The 25,293-nt window shown below is 64.6% G+C and carries 20 protein-coding genes; 13 read left to right on the forward strand and 7 right to left on the reverse strand.

Annotation, left to right across the window (positions count from 1 at the left end; all coding sequences use genetic code 11):
- Window positions 1-6: 6 nt before the first annotated feature.
- Genes V474_RS05260 through V474_RS05270 form a run of 3 tightly spaced genes read left to right on the forward strand, consistent with a single transcriptional unit; the run spans window position 7 to window position 5,552 of the window.
- Complete coding sequence (locus tag V474_RS05260) at window positions 7-1,824, forward strand: alpha-amylase family glycosyl hydrolase (RefSeq protein WP_059150795.1); 1,818 nt, start codon at window positions 7-9, stop codon at window positions 1,822-1,824.
- A gap of 48 nt (window positions 1,825-1,872) precedes the next feature.
- A complete protein-coding gene (locus V474_RS05265) occupies window positions 1,873-3,492 on the forward strand; it encodes an alpha-amylase family glycosyl hydrolase (RefSeq protein WP_059150420.1) in 1,620 nt (539 codons plus the stop codon).
- On the forward strand, window positions 3,489-5,552 hold the full coding sequence (locus V474_RS05270; protein WP_059150421.1) for a glycoside hydrolase family 97 protein: 2,064 nt from the start codon (window positions 3,489-3,491) through the stop codon (window positions 5,550-5,552). Before V474_RS05265 ends, V474_RS05270 begins: the two co-directional genes overlap by 4 nt.
- Window positions 5,553-5,616: 64 nt before the next feature.
- Here V474_RS05270 and V474_RS05275 read toward each other — a convergent pair whose 3' ends face one another.
- From V474_RS05275 to V474_RS05285, 3 genes are read right to left on the reverse strand one after another with little or no spacing between them, the layout of a single operon-like run.
- Window positions 5,617-6,270 carry a TadE/TadG family type IV pilus assembly protein gene (locus V474_RS05275; RefSeq protein WP_236710698.1) on the reverse strand — a complete coding sequence of 218 codons (654 nt, stop codon included), beginning with the start codon at window positions 6,268-6,270 and terminating at the stop codon, window positions 5,617-5,619.
- A complete protein-coding gene (locus tag V474_RS05280; RefSeq protein WP_059150422.1) occupies window positions 6,267-6,872 on the reverse strand; it encodes a TadE/TadG family type IV pilus assembly protein in 606 nt (201 codons plus the stop codon). Before V474_RS05280 ends, V474_RS05275 begins: the two co-directional genes overlap by 4 nt.
- Entirely contained in the window at window positions 6,869-8,800 is a 1,932-nt protein-coding gene (locus V474_RS05285; protein ID WP_236710700.1) for a TadE/TadG family type IV pilus assembly protein, read from the reverse strand. Before V474_RS05285 ends, V474_RS05280 begins: the two co-directional genes overlap by 4 nt.
- Window positions 8,801-9,060: 260 nt before the next feature.
- Between V474_RS05285 and V474_RS05290 the strand changes: the two genes are divergently transcribed.
- Together V474_RS05290 and V474_RS05295 are read left to right on the forward strand one after the other, a co-directional pair.
- Entirely contained in the window at window positions 9,061-10,911 is a 1,851-nt protein-coding gene (locus V474_RS05290; protein ID WP_059150424.1) for a response regulator, read from the forward strand.
- A gap of 67 nt (window positions 10,912-10,978) precedes the next feature.
- Entirely contained in the window at window positions 10,979-11,446 is a 468-nt protein-coding gene (locus tag V474_RS05295) for a low molecular weight protein-tyrosine-phosphatase (RefSeq protein ID WP_059150425.1), read from the forward strand.
- Window positions 11,447-11,522: 76 nt separating this feature from the next.
- On the opposite strand, the gene V474_RS05300 is transcribed toward V474_RS05295, so the two are convergent.
- Window positions 11,523-12,110, reverse strand: coding sequence for a GNAT family N-acetyltransferase (locus V474_RS05300; RefSeq protein ID WP_059150797.1), 588 nt, complete (start codon window positions 12,108-12,110; stop codon window positions 11,523-11,525).
- A gap of 160 nt (window positions 12,111-12,270) precedes the next feature.
- Between V474_RS05300 and purC the strand changes: the two genes are divergently transcribed.
- Complete coding sequence (purC, locus tag V474_RS05305; protein WP_043972592.1) at window positions 12,271-13,053, forward strand: phosphoribosylaminoimidazolesuccinocarboxamide synthase; 783 nt, start codon at window positions 12,271-12,273, stop codon at window positions 13,051-13,053.
- Window positions 13,054-13,171: 118 nt separating this feature from the next.
- On the forward strand, window positions 13,172-16,024 hold the full coding sequence (locus V474_RS05310) for a M16 family metallopeptidase (RefSeq protein WP_059150426.1): 2,853 nt from the start codon (window positions 13,172-13,174) through the stop codon (window positions 16,022-16,024).
- Window positions 16,025-16,041: 17 nt separating this feature from the next.
- On the opposite strand, the gene V474_RS05315 is transcribed toward V474_RS05310, so the two are convergent.
- Both V474_RS05315 and V474_RS05320 read right to left on the reverse strand, forming a co-directional pair.
- Entirely contained in the window at window positions 16,042-16,920 is an 879-nt protein-coding gene (locus V474_RS05315) for an isocitrate lyase/PEP mutase family protein (protein WP_059150427.1), read from the reverse strand.
- Window positions 16,921-17,011: 91 nt separating this feature from the next.
- Window positions 17,012-17,707, reverse strand: a complete 696-nt coding sequence (locus V474_RS05320; RefSeq protein ID WP_059150428.1) for an HAD-IA family hydrolase — start codon at window positions 17,705-17,707, stop codon at window positions 17,012-17,014.
- Between the two features lie 60 nt (window positions 17,708-17,767).
- Between V474_RS05320 and glmU the strand changes: the two genes are divergently transcribed.
- Window positions 17,768-19,159 (forward strand): bifunctional UDP-N-acetylglucosamine diphosphorylase/glucosamine-1-phosphate N-acetyltransferase GlmU, encoded by a 1,392-nt coding sequence (glmU, locus tag V474_RS05325; protein WP_059150429.1) that lies wholly within the window; start codon window positions 17,768-17,770, stop codon window positions 19,157-19,159.
- Window positions 19,160-19,209: 50 nt separating this feature from the next.
- On the opposite strand, the gene V474_RS05330 is transcribed toward glmU, so the two are convergent.
- Entirely contained in the window at window positions 19,210-19,950 is a 741-nt protein-coding gene (locus tag V474_RS05330) for a tetratricopeptide repeat protein (protein WP_059150430.1), read from the reverse strand.
- Window positions 19,951-20,027: 77 nt separating this feature from the next.
- Between V474_RS05330 and V474_RS26080 the strand changes: the two genes are divergently transcribed.
- The 5 genes from V474_RS26080 (at window position 20,028) to V474_RS05350 (ending at window position 25,276) form a co-directional block, all read left to right on the forward strand.
- The gene (locus V474_RS26080) at window positions 20,028-20,225 is read left to right on the forward strand and encodes a hypothetical protein (protein ID WP_169795005.1); all 198 of its coding nucleotides are present in this window, start codon (window positions 20,028-20,030) and stop codon (window positions 20,223-20,225) included.
- Window positions 20,226-20,327: 102 nt separating this feature from the next.
- Entirely contained in the window at window positions 20,328-20,561 is a 234-nt protein-coding gene (locus V474_RS05335; RefSeq protein ID WP_059150431.1) for a CopG family transcriptional regulator, read from the forward strand.
- A 23-nt stretch (window positions 20,562-20,584) separates the two neighbouring features.
- Complete coding sequence (locus V474_RS05340; RefSeq protein ID WP_059150432.1) at window positions 20,585-20,950, forward strand: type II toxin-antitoxin system VapC family toxin; 366 nt, start codon at window positions 20,585-20,587, stop codon at window positions 20,948-20,950.
- 17 nt (window positions 20,951-20,967) lie between these two features.
- Window positions 20,968-22,791: a glutamine--fructose-6-phosphate transaminase (isomerizing) gene (gene glmS / locus V474_RS05345; protein ID WP_059150433.1), complete on the forward strand. Its 1,824-nt coding sequence runs from the start codon at window positions 20,968-20,970 to the stop codon at window positions 22,789-22,791.
- A 121-nt stretch (window positions 22,792-22,912) separates the two neighbouring features.
- Window positions 22,913-25,276, forward strand: a complete 2,364-nt coding sequence (locus tag V474_RS05350; RefSeq protein ID WP_059150798.1) for a putative bifunctional diguanylate cyclase/phosphodiesterase — start codon at window positions 22,913-22,915, stop codon at window positions 25,274-25,276.
- Window positions 25,277-25,293 lie beyond the last annotated feature (17 nt).

Raw genomic sequence — 25,293 nt, forward strand, 5'->3', positions numbered from 1 at the left:
CGACCGATGAACCGCCTCCTCCCCTCGCTCGCCCTCGCGCTTGCCCTCGCCCACGGCGCCGCGATGGCCACGCCCGAACAGGACCTGCGCGCGCGGACGCCCGAGCAGGAAGTGATCTACTTCGTCCTGCCCGACCGCTTCGAAAACGGCGATCCTGCAAACGACAGGGGCGGCCTCAAGGGCAGCAAGCTGCAGACCGGCTTCGACCCCGCCGACAAGGCCTTCTACCACGGCGGCGATCTCAAGGGCCTGACGCAGAAGCTGGACTATATCGAGGGCCTTGGCGCCAGCGCGATCTGGGTCGGCCCGATCTTCAAGAACAAGCCGGTACAAGGCGCCAAGGGCGAAGAAAGCGCCGGATACCACGGCTACTGGATCACCGACTTCACGCAGGTCGATCCGCACCTCGGCACTGATGCCGATTTCAAGACCCTTGTCGATGCCGCCCATGCGCGGGGCATGAAGGTCTACATGGACATCATCATCAACCACACCGCCGACGTCATTCAGTACAAGGAAGGCGCGGCGCAGGGCTATCCCTATCGCTCGAAGGCTGATTATCCCTTCTCAACGCGCGGCGGCGTGAACAGCCCGGCGATCAATCCCGGCTTCGCGGGCGATACCGTGGCCACCGCCCAGAACTGGGCCAAACTGACCGACCCGTCGTTCGCCTATACCCCGGTCGTGCCCAAGGCCGAGCGTCATGTAAAAGTGCCCGCCTGGCTCAACGATCCGATATATTACCACAATCGGGGCAACACCGACTGGAAGGGCGAGAGCGCGCAATACGGCGATTTCGTGGGCCTGGACGACCTCGCCACCGAGGACCCGCGCGTAATCGCGGGCATGTTCGACATCTACGGAGCCTGGATCGACCGCTTCGGTATCGACGGCTTCCGCATCGACACCGCCAAGCACGTCGATGCCGCATTCTGGCGCTCGTTCGTGCCGGCCATGCAGGCACGCGCGAAGGCGAAGGGCATTCCCAACTTCCACATCTTCGGCGAAGTGACCACCGGCGACGTCTACGACCCCGCCCTGCTCGCTTCGTGGACGCGCAATTCAGGCCTGCCAGCAGTGCTCGACTTTGCGTTCATGCAGGCCGCGATCAGCGCCAGCAGCGGCAAGTCCGGCACCCAGGACCTTGCCCGCATGGTCGAGGATGACGTACTTTATCAAGGAGGCAAGGCGGGGGCGATGCAATTGCCGACGTTCCTTGGCAACCACGATGCCGGGCGCATCGCCATGTTCATCAAACAGGCGCGTCCCGGTATCGCGGCCGACGAACTGCTCGCCCGCGACAAGCTGGCCCATGCCCTTCTGCTGACCCTGCGCGGGGTGCCCACGATCTATTCGGGCGACGAACAGGGCTTCGTCGGCGAAGGCAACGACCAGCTTTCGCGGCAGGACATGTTCCCGTCCAAGACCGCGACCTATAACGCGGAAAAGCTCGTCGGCACGGATGCCACCACGGCGCAGGCGAACTTCGACACCGCCCATCCGCTCTACACCTTCATCGCGGGTCTTGCGAAATTGCGGCGCAGCACGCCTGCGCTGACTTCAGGGCGGACGGAACTGCGCACCGCGTCCGAGGAACCCGGCCTGTTCGCCGTCTCGCGCTTCGACCCCCAGGACGGGCGAGAGGTGCTGCTGGCCTACAACACCTCGACCAAGCCAGTCACCGCGCAGGTTCAGGTCGATGCCGCGTCGCGCCATTTTGCATGGCTTGCGGGCAGCGATTGTGCCCCGCAATCCAGCGCTCCGGGCTCTCTCACTGTGACGCTTCCCCCGCTTGGATTCGCCGTTTGCGCCGCGCGTCCCTGACGGCACCTAACCGCACCCGCACGACACCTGGATGGCCCGGAACCCGCGATGACCTACACCGATAAGACCACAAGCGCCCCCTGGTGGCGCGGCGCCGCGATCTACCAGATCTATCCGCGCAGCTTCGCCGATTCCAACGGTGACGGCATCGGCGACCTGCCGGGCATCACCGCCCGGCTGGACCACGTCGCCCGCCTCGGCGTCGACGCGATCTGGATCTCGCCATTCTACGCCTCGCCCATGGCGGACTTCGGCTACGACATTTCCGATTACTGCGCGGTCGACCCGATGTTCGGCACGGTCGAGGATTTCGACGCGCTGATCGCCAAAGCGCGCGCGCTTGGCCTCAAGGTCATCGTCGATCAGGTCTATGCCCATACATCCGACCGTCACCCCTGGTTCGCCCAGAGCCGGGCCAGCGGCGATAATGCCCGGGCGGACTGGTATGTCTGGGCCGATGCGAAGGCGGACGGATCACCGCCCAATAACTGGCAGTCGGTGTTCGGCGGCCCGGCATGGCGCTGGGATGCGCGGCGCGGGCAGTATTACATGCACAACTTCCTGGCCGAGCAGCCGCAGCTCAACGTGCACAATCCGGACGTGCAGCAGGCCCTGCTGGACGTGGCGAAGTTCTGGCTGGACCGGGGCGTCTCTGGCTTTCGCATCGACGCGCTCAATCATTCGATGCACGACCCCTTGCTGCGCGACAATCCGCCCGCGCCGCAGGACGGCACGCTGCGCACCCGCCCCTATGATTTCCAGCTTCAGGTGCACAACCAGTCGCACCCCGACATCATCGGTTTCATCGAGCGGCTGCAGGCCCTGATCGCCTCCTACCCGGACACTTATTCGCTGGCCGAAGTGGGCGGCAAGAACGCGGCGCAGGAGATGAAGGACTTCACCCAAGGCCCCGCCCGCCTCGACAGCGCCTATGGCTTTGACTTCCTCTATGCCGACAAGCTGACCCCGGCGCGCATCGCCGCCGCGCAGGATTTCTGGCCGGATCAGGCCGGCATCGGCTGGCCGAGCTGGGCCTTCGAGAACCACGATGCCCCGCGCGCCCTTTCGCGCTGGTGCGAACCGGACCAGATCGAAGCCTTCGCGCGGATGAAGACCATGCTGCTGTGCTCGCTGCGCGGCAATCCGATCCTGTTCCAGGGCGAGGAACTGGGCCTGCTGCAGGACGAGATTCCCTTCGAACAACTGCGCGATCCCGAGGCCATCGCCAACTGGCCCCTCACCCTCTCGCGCGACGGCGTTCGCACCCCGCTGCCCTGGGCCACGCAGGACGAGCATGGCGGCTTCACCTCCACCACGCCGTGGCTGCCGCTGAGCGCGCAGAACCTCGAACGCGCGGTGGACCGGCAGGAGGCCGACCCCGCATCGCTGCTCAACCTGACGCGCCATTTGCTGCACCTTCGCAGAACAAGCGCGCCGCTGCGCCGGGGTTCGTGCGAGGTGCTGGTGGCGGATGAAACCCGCCTCGTGCTGCGCCGCATTGCCGAGGGCAAAAGCGTCCTCGCCGCATTCAACATGGGGGCCGATGCTGCAGCATGGCCCGCTGAAATTGCCACGTCCGGCCGCATTCTTGCGGCTGTTAACGCGGCAGAGCCCGGAACGCTGCCCGCATGGGGCGGCGTGTGGATCATCGAAGGAGAACAGGCATGAAGCCGCTCAATCTGCTGGCAACCGCTGGCCTGACTTTCGCCGCGTTCGCCGCCCATCCCGCATCAGCCCAAGATGCCAAGGCCGTCACCGCCGCCTCGCCCGACGGCTCGATCGTGCTCACCGTCAGCACCGACAACGACAGCCGGCCGACCTACTCGATCTCGCGCAAGGGCAAGCTGCTGATCGCGCCCAGCAAGCTCGGCTTCGTCCTGACCGACGGCCTCAACATGGCGCGCGGCTTCTCCATCACCAGCAGCGAAACCGCCAGGGGCAACGACACCTGGGAGCAGCCCTGGGGCGAGCGCCGCTATGTGAAGGACAGCTACAACCAGATCACCGTGCGCTTCCAGCAAGGCCCGACATACGGCGAGCGGCGCATGAACGTGACCTTCCGCCTGTTCGATAACGGTGTGGGTTTCCGCTACGAAATACCCGAGCAGCCGGGCCTCAAGACGATGAAGATCGCCGAGGAAACCACCGAATTCGACATCGTTCCCAAGGGCACCGCATGGTGGATCCCCGGCGGCGAATGGAACCGCTACGAGCAGGTCTACCAGCAGACCCCGATCGACGCCGTTTCGACCGCCCACACGCCGATCACCATGAAGCTCGAAGATGGCACCCACCTTTCGTTCCACGAAGCGGCGCTGGTCGATTACGCCGGATACTGGTTCAAGCGCGCCGACGGGCAGAAATTCCGCACCACCCTCTCGCCCTCGTCGCGCGGGGCCCGCGTGGTGCGCGACCTGCCTTTCGCCACCCCCTGGCGCACGATCCGCATCGCCGACAATGCGGCGGGTCTGGTTGACAACGACCTCGAACTCAACCTCAACGAGCCCAACAAGCTGGGCGACGTCAGCTGGGTGAAACCGGCGCGCTACATCGGCATCTGGTGGGGCATGATCCGAAACGACTGGAGCTGGGCGGAGGGCCCGAAGCACGGCGCCACCACCGAACGCACCAAGCAGTACATCGATTATGCTGCGCAGCATGGTTTCCGCGGCGTGCTGGTTGAAGGCTGGAACAAGGGGTGGAACGGCGACTGGTTCGGCCACGGCGACGAGTTCAGCTTCACCCAGGCAACACCCGATTTCGACATCGAGGCAATCACAAAGTATGCCCGCAAAAAGGGCGTGCGCCTGATCGGCCACCACGAAACCGGCGGGAACATCGCCAATTACGAAGCGCACATGGACGAGGGTTTCGCCCTGTACCAGAAGCTGGGCGTCGATACCGTGAAGACCGGCTATGTCGCGGACGGCGGCGGCGTGATCGCCAATACCGACGCGCCGGGCGCCCCGGTTGGCCCGCTGCGCATGGAATGGCATGATGGTCAGCGCATGGTGCAGCATCACCTCGCCGTGGTCGAGGATGCGGCGAAGCATCACATCGCCATCGACGCCCACGAACCGGTCAAGGACACCGGCCTGCGCCGCACCTATCCCAACTGGGTATCGCGCGAAGGCGCACGCGGCATGGAATACAACGCATGGGGCACATTCGCGAACGGGCCTGAGCATGAGCCGACGCTGGTCTATACCCGCATGCTTTCCGGCCCGATGGACTTCACCCCGGGCGTTCTGAGCCTGGAAGGCGCCAACGGACCGCTGGCCTCTACCCTCGCCAAGCAGCTGGGGCTGTATCTGGCGATCTACTCGCCGATCCAGATGGCGGCGGACTTCATCGAGCAGCTGGACAAATACCCGCGCGAGATGAACTTCATCGAGTCCGTCCCCACCGACTGGTCGGAAAGCCACCTCATCGCCGGCGAAGTGGGCGATTATGCGATCTTCGCGCGCAAGGATCGGGGTTCGCAGCGCTGGTTCGTCGGCGGCGTCAACGATGCCACAGCGCGCACGGTAACGCTGAAGTTCGATTTCCTCGACGCGGGCAAGAGCTACAAGGCCAGCGTCTGGAAGGACGGCGAAGGCGCCACCTACCTCACCGAAGCGCGCCACAAGATCGCCTACGATACGAAGACTGTGCGCAAGGGCGATACGATGGACGTATGGCTGGCCCCCGGCGGCGGCACCGCGATCAGGCTTGAGCCGGGCCGCTAAGAGAAAAAGCGTCGGCCCCGCACAAGCGGGGACGGCGCTTTATTCCGACACACCGGTATCGGCTTTACGAACAGCTGGTATCGGTGTTGGTCGGCGTAATGCCCGGGGTCAGGTTGCGGTCGTCGCGGATCATGAATGCAGCCTCGCGGCGGAAGTTGGGTTTGCCCACGAACATCGAACCGAACAGCGGCTGGTAGGTATAATATATCTCGACGTACATCACCGCCGAGCCATCGACCGCCGTAATCAGCGGGTTGCCCATGCCGGCCAGTGTAGTGCCTGTCAGGCCGGTGCCGGACTTTCCGTACTTCGAATTGGCCTTGAGGCTGCCTTTGCAGCGCTGCCAGTGGATGTACTGGCGCCCGGTGGCGGAATCGCGCTCCAGGCTGGACAGGATGATCCGGCCGTTGGTTTGGAAATTGAAGGCCGATCCTTGGACCAGAGCGCCCGTCATGATCGAATCGATCTGGGTCTGGGTGACGGTGGGCGTCACCGCGCTATTGTCCGTCTGGCCAAGGCGCGAAGCGTTGTCGGCAACCGAAGTCGCCATCTGCCCGATCTGCATGTTCACCGTGGCCATCGTCGCCAGTTCGGTGCCGTAGAAGCCCAGCGTGATGAGCACCGGCAGGATCAGCGCGAATTCGAGGAAGGAAACGCCGCGCTGGTCCTTGCGCAGCCGCTGGGCGAGCGAGCGCGGTCGCCACATGGTACGCCTCACGAACATATCCCCGCAGCCGAACCGTACTTCTCCTGAAGCGCGTAAGGCTGGTTCTTGCTGACCGCGCTGGCGATCAGGGTGCGGGCATTTTTCGCGTTGCTCACGAATGGGTTCACGAAGATCGGCGTGTAAGTAACTGTCACCGTGTAGAGTACGACGTCGTTCGCACCGCCATTGTCGGTGGTGCCGACGTCCACATCCCAGCGACCGTTCTTGTTTTCATCGGTATAGCTTTCGGAATTGTCGCAGGTGCCGTTGCCGTTCTTGTCGTTCCATGCCTCCGCTCGCTTGATGTCCGCGAAGTCGTAATAGCTGACGCGCTTGCTGGTGACCGTTGCGCCCGGCGCCACGCCCTGGACCAGGCCGGTCACATAATTGTCCGCCTTGGTGGTATCGGCAATCTCGAGGGCACCGATGCGCGCGGCCTGGTTTACCGCGCCGTGCAGCACCGCATTGAGATAGGCCATGTGGCCCATGTCGTAGATCCCGATAAGCAGCATGAAGAGGACCGGCGCCGTCACCGCGAACTCGATCGCGGTGACACCGCGCCGGTCGCCCCGAAAACCGCGCAGCACCGCAGGCAGACGCAGCGACGTCCTCACTCCACGACCCTCAGCTCACCCACCTGCTTGGCGATTTCCTGAAACGCGGAATTCAGCTCGGCGGCATTGCCCGCGACGTAGGAGCTGCTGTCGGACGCGCACGCCTTCAGGTCGTCGCTCAGCGCAGAGGTGAACGCTACCACCCAGATGCGGATGCCCTTGTCCTTGATCGCCTCACACACGGCGCGGAAGCGTGCCGTGTGGCGCGCTTCGTCGCTGGTGGTGCCGTCGCTGGTAACCCGGCGGTCCCAGTACTCCATGCCCCAGGCCTGCTGGATGTAGGCGTTGGGCTCCATCTCGCCGTCGGTCATGAAGATGAGGTGACGCGCCACTTCGCCGCCATTGTCGGGATCATCGTTCACCAGGCCCCTCCACAGGCCCTGCGGCGAAAGCAGGCGCCCGCCCCAGATCATGCCGATGTCGAGATAGGTGCCGCCGATCGGCGTGAGAGAGTCCGCAACCTTCGCGAAACCGTCCTTGTCCATCGTGCTCAGCAGCCTCGATTCGACCGGGCAGTAAAGCGCCGTCTTGGCGCCGTAGAGAGAGTTGCTCGTCGTGTAGCGATTTGAACTCGTATACCGGTAATAGCCTACTTCCGGCCACATCGGCGCCCACTTGGTCTTGTCGTCCGAACTGGGAATACCGTCGAGGTTTAGGTCTAGCGCGCCGGTCGGCGTGATGCCGGTGGCCGACGAATAAGAGAAGTTCGCCTGCGCGATGGTGCTGCGTTCTTCGATGCAGCCCGCCCAGGTTGAAGAAACATTGGTTCCACCATCGCCGGTGCGCGTCGTTACCTTGTTGAAATTCTTGTAGGCGCTCGTGTCATAAGTCGCAGCCCTGTAATTGAAGGCATACGGCCGCGTGGTGATGCGCGAATATATGTAATAATAATATCCCGAGTCGCGGCAGGAGTATTCAGTCCTCTGCTGCTTCGACTGGCCCGAGACATCGGTGAAATTCGTCGTCGACGGCAAATCGGAACTGCATTTGGAGGACGAGGAATAGGCCTTGCTCGAATAGAGCTTCCAGTCGGTGTTGGTATCCTTGTCCGCGGTTGTGCCCGGCTCCCATACGCGCGACTGATATTGACGCGAATCGACAAGATAGCGCGGGTCGAGATCATTGATCAGACGCCCGACGTTCACGGTCGAGCTGAACGGCACGAATCCGTAGCGCACGCGCGCATTGCTGGCGCCGGTCGCGGCCGACATCGTCTGGTAGAAGTTCTTCACCGCAGCACGCAGTGCCTGGATCCGCGTCTGCCCGCCCGAAAGCGAATTGGCCATCGAACCCGTGGTATCGAGCACCATCATGATGTCGGCGTTACCCACGCCCATCGAACTGCCGCATGTTACGGTGACGGTGATGGTGTCTTTGCCGACGACGCGCATCAGCAGCGTATCCAACACGGTGGTCGCCGTGGCGGTGATGGTGTTGCCATCGTCAGAGGAAACGGGGTTGAACGTCGTCAAACGCGTGGTCTGGGCGTTATCGTTGTAGTTCGTGTTAAAATAGGCCTTGGCGGCATTCTGGGAAGCGGTGTCCCAGCCATTGGTGGTCACCGTCCGGCGCCCCGCCAGCACGCCGGCGTCACAGGCCGTCTGGAGCTGTTCCTTGGCAAGATAGTTGCGGCTGAGATCGACGGCCGAACCGATGATCACAATTCCCACGAGCAGTCCGATCGCTGCGATGGGCAGCACGTTACCCGCCGTATCGCGGATAAGCTGTTGGACTGGCCGCATTTTAATTTTTGGTGCTTGGCCCATCTTGTAAACCAGACTCGCTCTTGGAAATGCCCCGATAAGCTCCGGGTCGTACCAGCAATATCTTAAGGAAGTTTTCCGCGTTAACGGCGGGAACCAAAGCGGGACGCCGTGCGTTGCCTTGCCCGATCCGGGGATCGGGCGCGCCGGGGGCGTACGGTCCATACTGGTACCTGCATCCCCCACACGGCCTTGCAACGGCGCTGGATACTAGATGAAAAATGCGCGTGGCAGCAAATACTCGAAATCTTCCTCTCCCTTGGCATCCATTCTGATACACCCCGCCCCCGCGCTCCGGCACCGTACCTGCGGCCTGCCGGTACAATGCCTCCCTCCCGGCGGTTTCCCTGCCCCCTGCCCTTTCGGGTCGGACACCGAGGAAACGACCCCGCGCCGCGCTATCCACGACGTGCAGGAGGCAGCCATTGCCCAATGAATCGATCAGGATCCTGGCTGTCGACGACGTTCGCAAGAACCTCGTCGCGCTGGATGCCGCGCTCGACCAGCCGGGCGTCGAACTGGTCACCGCCGCGTCCGGGTTCGAGGCCCTGGAACTGTTGCTGAAACACGAATTCGCGCTGGCCCTGCTAGACGTGCAGATGCCCGACATGGACGGCTTCGAACTGGCCGAACTGATGCGAGGCAACGAGCGAACCCGCGGCGTGCCGATCGTCTTCCTCACCGCCGTCGCCACCGACGAGCGCCGTAGGTTTCGCGGTTTCGAAACCGGCGCGGTCGATTATCTGCTCAAGCCGCTCGACATCACCGTGCTCAATTCCAAGGTCGCGGTCTTCGTGGAACTGGCCCGCCAGCGCCGCGAGATCGCCTCGCAGCGTGACGAACTGGGCGCCGCGCTGGGCCGCCTGCGCGCGCACGGCGACAATTCGCCGCTGGCCATGCTGGAGATCGATTCGACCCTGCGTATCGTCGGCTGGTATCGCAGTGCCGAACGCATGATCGGCTATACCGCTGCCGAAATGCTGGGCCTGGCCCTTGCCGATGCCCCGTTCCTCCCCTCGAACGGCGGCCGCGAGGAATTCCTTTCCGGCATGAACGCGCTGCTGAAGGGCGGGGACCGCCGCGCCATGCAGCAGCACCGCTTCGCCCACGCCGATGGCACCCTGCGCGAAGGTGAGTGGTACTGTTCCTCGCTGGCGCCTTCGCTGTCAGGGGGCGGCCTGCGCCCCGGCAGCGTGATGATCGAACTGCTCGACGTCACCGAGCGTCGCCGCGCCGAGGACACCCAGCGGCTGCTGATCGGCGAGTTGAATCACCGGGTGAAGAACACCCTCGCCACGGTCCAGGCGATCGCCTCGCAGGGCTTTCGCCACGCCCGCTCGGAAAAGGATTTCCAGGATGCCTTCACCGGGCGTCTCCAGGCGCTCTCTCGCGCGCACTCGATGCTCAGCGCCACAACCTGGGAACGCGCGCGTCTGCGCCGCCTCATCGCGGACCAGGTCGCCATCGGCGCGGTAAGCGAGGACCGCCTGCTGCTGGCCGGCCCGGATGTGGATCTGCCGCCCGAACTGGCGCTCCGGTTCTCGCTGATCTTCCACGAACTGGCGACCAACGCCCACAAGCACGGCGCACTCTCGAATGCTGCCGGCACGGTGCATCTGGCCTGGCGGCTCGAAGCGGGCGTGCTTGAGCTGGAATGGGCGGAGCACGGCGGTCCGCCTGTCGCACCGCCCCAGCGGCGCGGCTTCGGCTCCACCCTGATCGAGCACAGCATGGCGGCCGACGGCGCGCACATCACCGCCGACTTCGCCCCCGAAGGCGTGCGCTGGACGATGACCCTTCCGCTGGTCGCCCCGGTGGAAACCGCTGCCGAGAGCGAGGCACCGGCGCCCATCCCCGCGCCCGCCATGCAGGACCCGCCACCCCCGCCCCAAAGTGCCGATACCCTGCCTCCCTTGCGCATCCTCGTGGTCGAGGACGAACCGCTGGTGGCGATGGAACTGATGATGGAGATCGAGGACGGCGGTGCGATCGCCATCGGCCCGGCAACGTCCTGCGAGCAGGCCTTGGCCATGATCCGCGAAGCGCGGCCCGACGCCGCCCTGCTCGATGGGAACCTCAACGGCGAGAAGATCGACCCGGTGGCCGACATGCTTGCAGCGCACGACACCCCTTTCGCCTTCGTCAGTGGATACGACCGGGACCACCTCCCCCAAAGCCACGGCGGGCGCCCGATGCTCGGCAAGCCGTTCATCGGATCGGACATACGCGCCGTGCTGCACCGCCTTGCCGAAGAAGCCACCGCCACCGTGCGCTGAAGGCTATTCTCATCTCCCCGCCTCATCGCCCGGTGACGCCGCGAAGCCCGGGCGCTATCGTAAGGACATGCGACAGATTCCGTCCGTTCTCTTCGTCTGCCTCGGCAATATCTGCCGTTCTCCCCTGGCAGAAGCCGCCTTGCGCCGCGAGGCGGGAGTAGCGGGCCTTGACATCCTCGTCGATTCAGCCGGAACCGGCTCCTGGCATATCGGCAAGGGCCCAGACCCGCGCTCCTGCGCAGAGGCGCAGCGCCACGGCATCGACATCCGCTCTTACCGCGCCCGTCAGGCGACGCCCGAGGACTTCGCCCGGTTCGACCGCATAATCGCGCTGGATGCCGCCAATTACGCTGATCTCCAGCGCATCGCACCGCGCAATCCCCATGCGAAACTGTCGCTGCTTCTGGACCATGTTCCCGGATTGGAAGGTCAGGACGTCGCCGATCCCTACTACGGCGGCCCGGAAGGCTTCGAGGAGACCTGGCAGCAGGTCAGCGCAGCGGCCCGTCAACTGGTTACAGAACTGGATCGTTAAGAGACCGTTTGAGAATGGGCTTTGGCCATTCTGCCGCCTTCAAAATGCTCGCTTCCGCGCATTTTCAAACGGTCTCTTAGAAACGCCGCAGCCAGTACTGCATGGGCTTGGGCGTAGCGCCCTCGTCCCGGTGGTCCTTCCAGGCGAATTCGGTGACGAAGCCTTCTACCGGCGCATAACCGCGCTTTTGCCAGAAAGCGTCGAGCGGACGATAATCCGCCGGACGGTCGGGATGCTCCGAGGGCCGGATGACGGCCGCAAACGTGGCTGCCTGCGCGCCGCATCGCCGGGCCTGTGCCTCGCGGTGATCGAAGAAGGCATGGCCGATGCCCTGCCCGCGATATTCGGGCAGCAGCACGGATTCGCCGAAATAGAACAGCTTGTCGACATCTAGCCCCCGCACGGTGAAGGGGGCTTGGAATTCCGCCTTCTGCGCCGTCATTGCCGAGGCGGTGGCCGCCCCCACGATCCGCCCGCCATCGCGCGCGGCGACAAGCACCGCACCCGGCGCCTCCACGAATTCGCGCAGGTAATCGGCCTCGTACCCCCCGTCACCGTCATAGAGGTAGGGCCACTGGGCGAAAACCGTCACGCGCAAGGCGGCCAGATCGTCGATTGCGGCAAGCACTTCATCGCCGGTAAGAGCATCGATTGTAATGGTCATCGCGAATGTTAGCGCGGCTTCGTCCACGGCGCCATCCTTGCCCGGTTTGCTTTTGACGCCGCTTCCACTATATGCCCGCTCCAATGCCCCGGCCGATGAAGTCGCCAAAGCGGCTCGATCGAGCCGGGGTTTGCTCTTTATCGTTTCAAGGACCACGCGCATGTCCCGTCGCCGTCAGATCTACGAAGGCAAGGCCAAGATCCTCTATGAAGGTCCTGAGCCGGGTACGCTGATCCAGTATTTCAAGGACGATGCCACTGCGTTCAACGCGCAGAAAAAGGGCACCATCCAGGGCAAGGGCGTGATCAACAACCGCATCAGCGAGTATGTGTTCACGCGCCTCAACCACATTGGCGTACCCAACCACTTCATCCGCCGCCTCAACATGCGCGAGCAGCTGGTCCGCCAGGTGGAAATCATCCCGATCGAGGTCGTGGTGCGCAACGTGGCCGCCGGCTCCATCTCCAAGCGCCTCGGCATACCCGAAGGCGAGATGCTGCCGCACACGCTGATCGAATATTACTTCAAGGACGACGCGCTGGGCGACCCGCTCGTCTCCGAGGAACACATCGCCTGCTTCGGCTGGGCCAATCACGACGAGATGCAGGACATCGCGGCGATGGCCATCCGCGTGAACGATTTCATGGCGGGCATGTTCGCGGCGATCAACATCCGCCTCGTCGACTTCAAGCTGGAGTTCGGCCGCATCTGGGACGGCGACTACAGCCGCGTCATCCTGGCAGACGAGATCAGCCCCGACGGCTGCCGTCTGTGGGACATGATCACCGGCGAAAAGCTGGACAAGGACCGCTTCCGCCAGGATCTCGGCGGCGAGGAAGAGGCTTACCAGGAAGTCGCCCGCCGTCTTGGCCTGCTGCAGGACGACAGCGGCCCGAGCGAGGTTCTGGATCTGACCAAGCACCGTAAGCTGCGCGGCAAGTAAATCCTCCTTCCGGTTAAGAAAAAGCCCGGTACGCCATGCGCGCGCCGGGCTTTTTCATGCCTGCGGCAACCACCTCGCCCCTTGCCATCCTCGGCCCGGACGGGCAGTCCTTGCCGGGATGAGAGCTTCCCTGATTGCGATCCTGATCGTGCTGGCGCCCGCGCCGCTGGCTGCAAAGGACAAGCCCCCCCGCCCCGCCGCCGCCCGCGATCATACCGCCTGGGCCTTCGAGCACAGCGACGTGCCGGTCGACCCGGATTTCCGCTTCGGGCGTCTCGCCAACGGCATGCGCTACGTGGTTCGCCATAATTCCACGCCCGCCGGAACCGGCATCGTGCGCATGGACGTGAATGCCGGCTCGCTCGACGAATCGCAGCAGGAACAGGGGTTCGCCCACTTCGTCGAACATATGGCTTTCAACGGCTCCACCCGTGTTCCGGAAGGCCAGATGATCCCGCTGCTCGAACGCGAAGGGCTGGCTTTCGGCGCGGATACCAATGCCTCGACCGGGTTCGACCGCACACTTTACAAGCTGGACCTGCCGCGCAGCGATCCGGCTCTGCTCGATACCGCGCTGATGCTCATGCGCGAGACGGCAAGCAACCTGACCATCTCGCAGGCCGCCATCTCCCGCGAGCGCGGCGTCGTGCTGGCCGAAATGCGCGACCGTAATTCCTGGGCCCTGCGCAATGCCATAGCCACGACGCAGTTCTTCTATCCTGGCGCCCGCTATGCAGAGCGTTTCCCGATCGGCACCACTGAAACGCTGAACGCCGCGAACGCCGAAACCTTGCGCGCCTTTTACGAGCGCGAATACGTGCCTGCCCATGTCACGCTGGTCGTGGTAGGCGATTTCGACGTGGCGGCAGTGGAAGCCGGGATCGTGCGCCATTTCGGCGATTGGGCGGCGAAACCCGCCGATCCCCAGCCGGATGCCGGTCCGATCAAGCCGAAGGACCGCGACCGCGCCGCCGTCTACCTCGACCCCGCGCTGGCCGAGCGCATCACCGTTCAGCGCAACGGCAAGTATCAGGATGAGCCTGACAGCCTCGCCCAGCGCCGCGAGGGGTTGCTGCGCTCCATCGGCTACGACATCGTCAACCGCCGCCTCCAGCGCCTTTCGCGCGGTGCCGAGCCGCCGTTTCGCGGGGCCGGTTTCGGCACCGGCGATGTGTTCGAGGCGGCCCGCTCGACCCGCCTCATCATCGACACCGTCGACGGCAAGTGGCGCGCCGGGCTGGACGCCGCCGGGCGCGAATATCGCCGCGCTCTGACCTACGGCTTCGAGCCGGGCGAAGTCGCCGAACAGGTGATACAGGTGCGCGCCGCGCTGACCAACGGGGCGGCCTCCGCAGGCACGCGCAGCAATGCCGTGCTGACCCAGCTGGCGCTCAAGTTGATCGACGACGAACTGGTGCCCGCTACTCCGAAATCCGGGCTGGCCCGCTTCGAGGCTTACGCCGCGCAGATCACACCGGATGCCGTGCTGGCAGCGATGAAGCGCGAGGCGCTGGCGCTCGACAAGCCGCTGATCCGCTTTCAGGGCCGCCAGGCGCCGGAGGGCGGTGCTGCGGCGCTGCGCGAAACCTGGCGCGGGGCGATGCACGCGAAGATCGCCCGCGAAACCAAGGCCGCCGCCGCGCAGTTCGCCTATACCGATTTCGGCGCGCCGGGCACCGTGGTCAGCGACACGCGCACCCCGGGCCTCGCCATTCGCGAGGTGCGTTTCGCCAACGGGGTGATGCTCAACCTGAAGAAGACCGACCTTGAAACCGACCGCGTGCGCGTCACCCTAGGGATCGACGGCGGCGACATGCTGGGTACCCGCGCCAACCCGCTGGCAAGCGAGATGGTGCCTTATCTCGACGAAGGCGGCCTTGCCCTGCACAGCCGCGACGATCTCGATTCGATCCTTGCCGGACGCACCGTGGGCTTCGGGCTTTCGCGCGGAGAGGCCAGCTTCGATTCGCGCGTCGCCACCACCCCGCGCGACCTCGAACTGCAGTTGCAGCTGCTCACCGCCCTGATGACCGCGCCCGGCTATCGCCCCGAGGGCGAGGTCCAGTACCGCCAGCAGATCAACAACTACTTCGCGCAGTTCCGCGCCACTCCCGGTTCGGCATTGCAGGCAGACCTCGGCGGCATCCTGTCGAACAACGATCCGCGCTTTTCGCTGCAGAAGGTCGAGGATTACCGCCAGCTCACGTATGCCCGCCTGCAGAAGGACATCGGCGACCGCCTCGCGCACGGCGCCATAGAAGTCGGCGTGGTCGGCGACATCGACGAGGACCGGACCATCGCCCTTGTTGCCGCGACACTGGGCGCCCTGCCCGCCCGCGAATCGGCGTTCCGCGCGTACGGCGACCAGCCTCCGCGCCTGTTCACAAGCGACCGCAGCGCCCGCGTGATCCGCCACACCGGGCCCGCCGATCAAGCGCTGCTGCGCATTACATGGCCGACCCGCGACGATGCCGACCCGGTGGAAGCGCTGGCGCTGGAGATGCTGGAGCGGGTCATGCGCGTGGAACTGACCGACCAACTGCGCGAGGCGCTGGGCAAGGCCTATTCGCCCTCTGCCTCAAGCTCACTCTCGCACGAGTGGAAGGGCTACGGCGTGTTCGCCGTCAACGCCTCGGTCGACGTATCGGAAGTCACCGCCACCCGCGCCGCGATCCGGCAGGTGGTGGGCGAACTGCGCGCCGCCCCTGTCAGCGAGGACATCCTGCGCCGCGCCCGCCAGCCGCTGGTCGAAGGGCTGCTGAACGCGCTTAAAAACAACGGCGGCTGGATGGCGCTGGTCGACCACGCCCAGACCCAGCCCGACCAGATCGTCCGGTTCGAAAAGGCAAAGGAGCGCGTGCTGGCGCTGACACCGGAGGACGTGCAGGCGATGGCGAAACGCTACCTTGCGCCGGATGCAGGGCTGGAAGTGCTTGTTCTGCCTGAGGGCGTGCCGGTTCCGAAAGGCTGACCTCGCCCCTCGCCCCCTCAGCGCGCGTGATTGGGCCTGGTCGGCTTGCCCACCCGGTCCGCCCAGTCGACGATGAGGTCATCATATAGCGCCTGGTCGATCAGGTCGTACTTCTCGGGAAAGTTGGTGAACGCTCCCATCGCGCTGGCGACCGAGCCTGTCTCCATCAGCTCGCGCGCCATCTTGAGGTGATTGACCGCCGCCGAAACCCAGCCCCACCCGGTGGACAGCGTGAAGCGCGTATCGGGCAGGTTGAAGCCCAGTGTGCAGACCGGAATCTTCATATGCGGGATCACCTGCATCTGCTGTTCGGGCGGCGCACTGGCGAAGACCACGGCGTCGGCCCCGGCCTCGGCATAGGCATGGGCGCGGCGGATCGCCTCGTCGATGGAGCCGGTGCCGCCCCCGCCATTGGCGCTGGTGTAGAGTTCGTCGCAGCGCGCGATGATGACGAGGCCCGAATCGCCCCGCGCCTTGACGCCGGCCTCGATCCGGCACTGCATTTCCTCGATCGAGCACAACCCATTGACGTGCTTGGAGTGCTTGGGGTTCACCTCGTCCTCGACGTGGTAGCCGGCGATCCCGGCCGCGACGTACATCTTCGTCAGGCGATAGGCATCGGCCACCGTCTCCCCCAGGGTATCGGCATCGGCGACCAGCGGAATGTCCATGGCCTGGGCGATCCGGCCCGCCTGCTCGATCTGCTCGATTTGGCTGAAGCTCCCGTTATCGGGCACCGCATAATGGAAGGCGGAGCAGGCATGGCCGCCCAGATAGGCCGCCTTGAAGCCGACATGCTGAACGATGCGGCCGGTAAGCGCGCTATAGGCCTCGGCGGCAACGAAATGCTCGCCGTTCTCGATCAGTGCGCGCAGCTTCTCGCCCGGCGTCGGCATCGTCTCGTCTCCCTCTTTTGCAGAAGGGCTCGCACGGCGATCCCGGGCTGGCAAGCGCGCGGGCTTGCCGTCCGAACGTATCGGCGGGGCGTTACGCAGCCGGGACCGATTGTCCGATGCGTTCCAGCGCGGGGACCAGTTCGCCAAGGTGCCCGATCACCGCCGCCGCGCCCATGTCCTCGGGCGCCATGTCGCTGAAGCCGAAGCCCACGACCACGCAAGGCAGCCCGGCAGCCGCCGCGGCGCGGGTATCGTAGGTCGTGTCGCCCACATAGGCCGCCCGGCCTTCGATCCCGGCGCGTTCAAGCATCAGGTGAAGCAGATCCGGCTTGGGCTTGGCCCGGCCCGGCCCCAGAGTATCGCCGCCAATGACGGTATAGAAACGGTCCGACAGGCCAAGCTCGGCGAAGATCTTCACCGCGAAACGCTCCAGCTTGTTGGTTACCACGGCGATCTTCACGCCCTTTGCCGCCAGGGCATCGAGCATCGCCTCACCGCCGGGGAACAGCCGTGTCTCCACCGCGATGTTCGCTTCGTAATAGGTCAGCAGCGCATCGTGGAGCTCCTCGAAGCGCACGTCGTCCACCGCGCCGCCCGTCGCCACCAGCGCGTTGGCGAGCATCTTGCGCGCGCCGCCGCCCACGAAGCCTCGCACTTCGGCAATCGGCACCGTGCGCCGGCCCTCCAGCGAAAGCGCGTGGTTCACCGCGTGACCAAGGTCGCCGAGGCTGTCGAGCAAGGTTCCGTCGAGGTCGAAACCGACAATTTTATAAGGAAATGCAGTCATCTTGCCTGCAGTGGCGGCTTGGTGTGGAAACCGCAACAATTTGCTGGCAGGAGTACGCCCATGACTTCTGCCAGTACGCCCGCCGTGGCGCCCGCCGCCGTTCCCCTTGCAACCGTAGTCCTTGCCGCCGGCAAGGGCACCCGGATGAAGAGCGACCTGCACAAGGTGCTCCATCCGATCGCCGGCCGGCCGATGCTCGAACACCTTCTGGCAAACGCGCAGGCGCTGACGCCCCAGCGCCAGGTCGTCGTCGCCGGGCACGGGCGCGAGCAGCTGGAAAAGGCGCTGGGCAGCCGCGCCGCGATTGCTGTGCAGGACCCGCAGCTAGGTACAGGCCATGCCGTGCAGCAGGCTGAAGGCGCACTGGCGGGCTTCGACGGCGACGTTCTGATTCTCTACGGCGACGTGCCGTTCGTGCGGGCAGAGACCATGCGCGCGATGATCGAGCGGCTCCATGCCCCAGATGCTCCGGCGGTGGTCGTGCTGGGCTTCGAGCCGGCGGACCCGCTGCAATATGGCCGCGTCCTGGCGCATGACGACGGACGCATCGCCATGATGGTCGAGTACAAGGACGCAACCGAAGAACAGCGCGCCTGCACCCTGTGCAATTCGGGCCTGATGGCGGTGAAGTCGGCCGACCTGTTCGGCTTGCTCGCCAAAGTCGGCAACGACAACGCCAATGGCGAATACTACCTCGTCGACATCGTCAATATCGCCACCCTGGAAGGCCGGGCCTGCGCCGTCATCGTCACTGACGATGCGGACGAAGTGGGCGGCATTAACAGCCGCGCCGAACTCGCCGAGGCGGAAGGCCGCTGGCAGAAGAAGCGCCGCATCCAGGCCATGGCCGATGGCGCGACCCTGATCGCCCCCGAAACGGTGTTCTTCGCCTGGGACACCAGACTGGGACGCGATGTCACCATCGAGCCCAACGTCGTATTCGCCCCCGGCGTCACCGTGGCCGACAACGTCGTGATCCACGCCTTCTCGCATCTGGAGGGCGCCACCCTGGAAAGCGGCGTGGCGATCGGGCCTTATGCGCGGCTGCGCCCAGGCACGGTGCTGAAGGCCAATTCCAAGGTCGGCAACTTTGTCGAGATGAAGAACGCGATCCTCGGCGAAGGCGCCAAGGCCAACCACCTGACCTACCTTGGCGATGCCGAAGTTGGCGCGGGCGCGAACATCGGCGCGGGCACCATAACCTGCAATTACGACGGCTATTTCAAGCACAAGACGGTGATCGGCGAGCGCGCCTTCATCGGCTCCAACAGTGCCCTGATCGCGCCGGTGAAAATCGGCGCCGATGCCATCGTCGCGGCCGGCAGCGCAGTGACGCGCGACGTGGCGGACGGGGAGCTGCGGCTGGTGCGCGGCGAACAGCTTGTAAAGCCCGGCTGGGCCGACAGCTTCCACGACGCGATGAAGAAGAAAAAGGCTGAGAAGAACAGCTGAAATGCAGGCACCACGCCGGAGTTCACTCCGGCGTGGCCGTCAACCGCCGATCAGGAACCGATGGCCTTCCGGCGGGCGATGTTACCCAGTTCCACCTGGGCAATTTCGCTCTTGGGTTCGTATTGCAGCGATTGCGTATAAAACTGCTGGGCCTCGTCGAACTTGCCCATCGCGGCCTCGTTGAAGCCCATGCCCCTCAGTGCGCGCGCCGCTACCGAAGCGTCGGGACCGGTGGTCGCCTTGTCGACGACGGCCCAGGCCCGCGCGAAACCGTCGTAGCTTTGTTGCCAGTCACGGCGAGACTTGAAAAGTTCGGCATATTCGTTGGCGAAGTGGGCATTGCCCGGCGCCATCTGGCTGGCCTTGCGCAGTTCCGCCTCGGCCAGGTCGCCCCGGCCCATGTCGATCAGGGCGAAGCCCTTCCCGAAATGGGCATCGCACACCGCCGGATCGACCGAAACCGAATTGTCCACCGCCCCGCCAACGCGGCACAGGCGGCCGCGATTATCGCCGTAAAGCTGCTGGTCGGCATGCGCGATTACTTGGTCGAACATCTTCACCGCCTGCGCCTGCTTGCCGCGCCGGATCAGGTTGAAACCCTGCTCGACATGGGCACTGGCGTCGAACCCTGTGTTGACCGGCGTGCCGCGCTCGAACGCGGCGGCGACCAAAGCGACCGGAGCGATCGCCGCAACCGCAGGACCTTCCGCTTGGGCAGAACCGGCATGTGCCGTTCCCGCGAAAAACAGAGACATTACGCCTGTGAATACCAACGCGTTTCTTGCGTTCATCGGTGATTTCCCTCTCCCAAAACACCGATGCCGCGCCGGTCTTTGCCGGGCCCTGTAGTCGGACCAATCGTCAGACAGTGTTCGTTGAACTGAAGAGAATATCCCAACAGTACGGTTTGACAAGTCGTCTCGCCGAAATCACGCCGCCATTCGTCGCATTTGCCAGCCCTGAAATCGCCGCGCCCCGGATACTTGCTTTGGCCGAATCATACAGGGCCAGAATCGGCCTGCCGGCCCGCCTGCGGATAACAGGCCTGCGAATGACGGGGATGTAATCTTCAGGCAAGTGGCCGTTAACCCTCGCTGGTCCATGGTATCGGCATGACACCCGATGCATCCTCGTTGAGAATGATATCGCGATATGATATCGCGCCGTCATGACTCGAATTCTTGCAGACCTGCCCGATGAGGACATCCGCTGGCTCGATGCCCGCGCGGCCCAGCAGGGCAAATCGCGCGCGTCGGTCCTGCGCGAAGCGGTCAGCGTCTACCGTGCCGAATCCTCGCAGGACTGGATTGCGCGCGGGGCCGGCTACTGGAAGCACCGCGATGATATCGGCGACGGTATGGAATACCAGCGTGCCATGCGCGCCGACCATAGTTTCGACTGAACTTCGGGGCGATTGCAAGCATCGTGGCCGATCCGTTTTTCGACACCAACATTCTTGTAGACTGGCTGCAGGATTGTCCGCAGGCGGCGGCGGAACTGTCGCGTTATGATCGGCATCGGATAAGCCGCATCGTGTGGACCGAAATCCTCGCAGGCGAACCGCCCGAAACCCGGCCAAGAGTGCAGCAGTTGATCTCGTATTTCGACGTCGTAGAGATCGAGGCCCGCGCTGCCACGGCGGCGGCGGACATCCGCAACCGCATGAAGATCAGATTGCTCGACGCCCTGATCCTGGCAACCGCCCAGGTGCACGGCGCCATTCTCGTTACACGAAATACCAAGGATTTTCCGGCAAGCATGCCGGGCGTCCGCATCCCCTATACCCTCTAAAGAAAGCGCATACGCTCATGTGTGGCATCATCGGCATCGTCGGCAAGCAAGACGTGGCAGATCGTCTGGTCGACGGACTTCGGCGCATGGAATACCGCGGCTATGACAGCGCGGGCGTGTGCACCATCCATGATGGCCAGCTGGTGCGACGCCGCGCCGAAGGCAAGCTGCTCAACCTCGTGAAAGTTCTGGCGCACGATCCCGCGGCGGGCCTGACCGGCATCGCCCACACCCGCTGGGCCACCCACGGAGCGCCGACCGCCGCCAATGCGCACCCCCACGCCACCGCCGAACTGGCGCTGGTGCACAACGGCATCATCGAGAACTTCAAACCTTTGCGCGAATCCCTCGAATCGCGCGGCCGCAAGTTCGAGAGCCAGACAGACACCGAAGTCGTCGCCCACCTCGTCTCCGAGCAGGTCGAAGCCGGCCTTTCCCCTCAAGACGCGGTAAAGGCCGCCCTGCCCCAGCTGCGCGGCGCATTCGCGCTCGCCATCGCCTTTCGCCGCTTCCCCGACATGCTGATCGGCGCCCGTCTCGGCTCGCCGCTGGTGGTGGGTTACGGTGACGGTGAAACGTACCTCGGCTCCGACGCGCTGGCGCTCGCACCGCTGACCCAGCGCATTACTTACCTCGACGAGGGCGACTGGGTCGTCATCACCCGCGAGGGCGCGCAGATCTACGACGCGCAGAACAACCCGGTAACGCGTGAGATGGTAGCCTCGGGCGCCTCCGCCGTCGCCATCGAAAAGGGCAACTATCGCCACTTCATGCAGAAGGAGATCTTCGAACAGCCCACCGTGGTCGCCCAGACCCTGCGCAGCTACCTGCGCCAGGTCGACCAGTCGGTGGCCCTGCCCCAGATCGACTTCGACCTCGGTGCGATCAACCGCATCACCATCGTCGCCTGCGGCACCAGCTATTATGCCGGCATGGTCGCCAAGTACTGGATCGAGACTTTCGCCCGCCTTCCTGTCGACATCGACGTGGCATCCGAGTTTCGTTACCGCGATCCCGTTCTGGAGGCTGGCGGCCTGGCGCTGTTCATTTCCCAATCGGGCGAAACGGCCGACACCCTTGCCGCGCTGCGTCACTGCAAGGCCGCCGGGCAGACCATCGCCGTCGTCGTCAATGTGCCCACCAGCACGATGGCGCGAGAGGCCGACCTGCTGCTGCCTACTCACGCCGGGCCGGAAATCGGCGTCGCTTCGACCAAGGCCTTCACTTGCCAGCTCGCCGTCCTTGCCGCACTGGCCGCGCACCTTGCGGTCAAGCGCGGGCGCATGGACCGGGCGGAGGAGATGGAAGTCGTCCATCACCTGCTCCAGACCCCGGCCAGCCTCAACGCCGCGCTCGACCACGACGAGGAGATCGCCGCCATGGCCCACCTCATCGCTCCGGCGCGCGACGTGCTCTATCTGGGCCGCGGGCCGGACTATCCGCTGGCCCTCGAAGGCGCATTGAAGCTGAAGGAAATCAGCTACATCCACGCCGAGGGCTATGCCTCAGGCGAGATGAAGCACGGCCCCATCGCGCTGATCGACGAAGCGGTGCCGGTAATCGTCCTAGCTCCGTCCGGCCCGCTGTTTGAAAAAACCGTCAGCAACATGCAGGAAGTGCGGGCACGCGGCGGCAAGGTCGTGCTCATTTCGGACGCGGAAGGAATCGCCGAGGCGGGCGAAGGCTGCATCGCCACGATCGAAATGCCCCGCGTCCACCCGCTGATAGCCCCACTCGTCTACGCGGTGCCGGTGCAGCTGCTGGCCTATCACGTCGCCTGCGTAAAGGGCACCGACGTCGATCAGCCGCGCAACCTCGCCAAGAGCGTCACTGTCGAGTAAAGAGGAAAAAGAACAGCGAAGGGGAATCAGGACCATCCTGCACATATCTATCCACGGGTAGATCCGTACTGGGTTAATTACTTAACCTCCCGCTAACCCTTTGAGCGGTACCCCTTTGCGCGTGAATATAAGGACACCTGCCAGCAAAGCCCTTCCGAAAGAGCTTCCCGCTCTTGCGGTGCTGGGTCTGTCCGATTCTGGCGACGGGGACTGGGGCCGCCTGCGCGGGCTTCAGTACTCGACCCTTTGGCGCACAGCCTTTACCCGCATTACCACCCAGGCCACAGCGGCGCTGGCCGTCAGCTTGCTGCTGCTGGGCCGTGTGCATCCCGCGGCCATCGCATCATGGCTTTTGCTGCTCGCCCTTACCCACTGCCACGGCTACCGCATCGACCGCTCGCTGGCCGACACCGACCGCCGCCAAGTCACCCGTGACGAGGTCAAGGCGCAGATGCTCGGTTCCATCGGCAACAGCCTGGCCTGGGCCCTGCCCCTATGCGGACTGGCCCTGTTCGTGGACTCGCAGACGCAAGTGAAAGTGTGGACCGTGCTCGCCATGCTGATGGCGGCATCGGTGATATTGATCCCGGCCGTACCGATGAACACGCTGGTGTTCTCCGGCATCGTCGGCGGCGCGGCCGTCGCCGCTTTCGTAGTGCGAGCCAGCTACGACATGGCCGCGATCGCGATACTGTTCATGGGCATCATCCTGCTCGGCGCGATCGAGGGTGCCCGCCGTTATCTCGCCGCGAAAATTGCCGAGGCCGGCATGGCCGAAAAGGACGAAGTCGTCTCGCTCCTGCTGCGCGAGTTCGAGGAAGGCCAGGCGGACTGGCTGTGGCAGATAGACACAGGCCGCCGGGTTCGCTCGGTCTCTCCGCGCTTCGCCTATGCTTTGGACCGCGATGCCGCCGGGGCTGAGGGCATGCCCCTGATCCAGCTGATCTCCGGCCCCGCATGGGAAACCGGCCAGTTCCCTCCCAGCCTGCACGAACTGGCTGAACGGTTGAAACGGCGCGAACCATTCTCGAATCTGCTGGTGCGGGCGATGATCGACGGACAATCACGCTGGTGGGAACTTTCCGGAACTCCCCGCATCAACGAAAACGGCGTTTTCGAAGGTTTCCGCGGCGTCGGCTCGGACGTTACCGAAGCGCGTGAGAATTCCGACAAGATCGCCTGGCTTGCCCGGTATGACACGCTGACTGGCCTGCCCAACCGCATGATGCTGACCGAGACGATGGCCGGCGCACTCGACTACGCAGACAAGTGGCGCACCCGCTGCGCCTTTCTGATGATCGACCTCGACCGCTTCAAGGCCGTCAACGACACTTTGGGCCACCATGTCGGCGATCAGCTGCTGGCCCGCGTCTCGGAGCGACTCAAGGAGCAGATGAGCGAGAACGAGCTATGCGGCCGCCTGGGCGGCGATGAGTTCGCCATCGTCGTGCGCGATGCCACCGATGCCAAGCAGATTGACCAGGTCGCCCGGCGCGTGATTGATCGCCTGTCGCAGCCTTACGAGATCGACCATCACACGTTGTTCATCGGCGCATCCATCGGCTCAGCCATGGGCCCCCGCGACGGCTCCAGCGTCGAAACGCTGATGCGCAACGCCGACCTCGCGCTCTACCGCTCGAAGGACACCGGCGGCAACGCCCACTGCACCTATGAGCCCGCGCTCCACGCCCATGCCGAAGAACGGCGCAAGCTGGAATTCGCGCTGCGCCGCGCCATGGACCGCAAGGAGTTCCACGTCGTCTACCAGCCGGTGGTCGATGCGATATCCGAGGCCGTGCTCAGTTTCGAGGCTCTGCTGCGCTGGGACAATGCGGAACTTGGCGCGGTGAGCCCCGCCAAGTTCGTGCCGCTGGCGGAAGATACCCGCCTCATCGTTCCGATCGGGGAATGGGTCCTTCGCGAAGCCTGCCGCGAGGCGATGAACTGGCCACCACATGTACGCGTGGCGGTGAACGTCTCGGGCGAACAATTGCTGGACAGCAACTTCGCAGCCAGCGTCGTGGGCGCGCTTTCGGGCAGCGGCCTCCCCGCACACCGGCTCGAGATCGAGGTAACCGAAAGCATCTTCCTGCGCGATGCCAGCCAGGCGCGCGCGGCGCTGGAACAGATCATGAGCCTGGGCTGCGCGGTCGCGCTCGACGATTTCGGCACCGGCTATTCCTCGCTGGGTTACCTGCGCAAGCTGCGCTTTTCGACGATCAAGGTCGACCGCTCGTTCGTGCAGGGCGCGGCCACCGGCAATGCAGAAAGCCTTGCCATAATCCGCGCCGTAGTCGCCATGGCGGACAGCCTTGGCATGTCGACCACGGCCGAGGGGGCGGAAACCGAGAAGCAGGTGCAAGTCATCCGCAAGCTGGGCTGCCGCAAGATCCAAGGCTATTTCTTCGGTCGCCCAATGTCACCGAACGACGCGCAGGGCCTGTTCCGCAACCAGGCCCTTCCCGCCCGCCAGAGCGTAGCCTGAGCGCCCCGGGTCAGGCC

This window comes from Novosphingobium barchaimii LL02, assembly GCF_001046635.1.
GTDB classification, from domain to species: domain Bacteria; phylum Pseudomonadota; class Alphaproteobacteria; order Sphingomonadales; family Sphingomonadaceae; genus Novosphingobium; species Novosphingobium barchaimii.

Bases quoted from the DNA above. Each gene is read 5' to 3' on its own strand.
- glmS (WP_059150433.1), top strand. From the start codon at position 20,968: ATGTGTGGCATCATCGGCATCGTCGGCAAGCAAGACGTGGCAGATCGT.
- V474_RS05330 (WP_059150430.1), bottom strand. From the start codon at position 19,950: ATGAACGCAAGAAACGCGTTGGTATTCACAGGCGTAATGTCTCTGTTT.
- V474_RS05265 (WP_059150420.1), top strand. From the start codon at position 1,873: ATGACCTACACCGATAAGACCACAAGCGCCCCCTGGTGGCGCGGCGCC.
- V474_RS05310 (WP_059150426.1), top strand. From the start codon at position 13,172: ATGAGAGCTTCCCTGATTGCGATCCTGATCGTGCTGGCGCCCGCGCCG.
- V474_RS05260 (WP_059150795.1), top strand. From the start codon at position 7: ATGAACCGCCTCCTCCCCTCGCTCGCCCTCGCGCTTGCCCTCGCCCAC.
- purC (WP_043972592.1), top strand. From the start codon at position 12,271: ATGTCCCGTCGCCGTCAGATCTACGAAGGCAAGGCCAAGATCCTCTAT.
- V474_RS05335 (WP_059150431.1), top strand. From the start codon at position 20,328: ATGACTCGAATTCTTGCAGACCTGCCCGATGAGGACATCCGCTGGCTC.
- V474_RS05320 (WP_059150428.1), bottom strand. From the start codon at position 17,707: ATGACTGCATTTCCTTATAAAATTGTCGGTTTCGACCTCGACGGAACC.
- glmU (WP_059150429.1), top strand. From the start codon at position 17,768: ATGACTTCTGCCAGTACGCCCGCCGTGGCGCCCGCCGCCGTTCCCCTT.
- V474_RS05270 (WP_059150421.1), top strand. From the start codon at position 3,489: ATGAAGCCGCTCAATCTGCTGGCAACCGCTGGCCTGACTTTCGCCGCG.
- V474_RS05285 (WP_236710700.1), bottom strand. From the start codon at position 8,800: ATGGACCGTACGCCCCCGGCGCGCCCGATCCCCGGATCGGGCAAGGCA.
- V474_RS05295 (WP_059150425.1), top strand. From the start codon at position 10,979: ATGCGACAGATTCCGTCCGTTCTCTTCGTCTGCCTCGGCAATATCTGC.
- V474_RS05300 (WP_059150797.1), bottom strand. From the start codon at position 12,110: ATGACCATTACAATCGATGCTCTTACCGGCGATGAAGTGCTTGCCGCA.
- V474_RS05315 (WP_059150427.1), bottom strand. From the start codon at position 16,920: ATGCCGACGCCGGGCGAGAAGCTGCGCGCACTGATCGAGAACGGCGAG.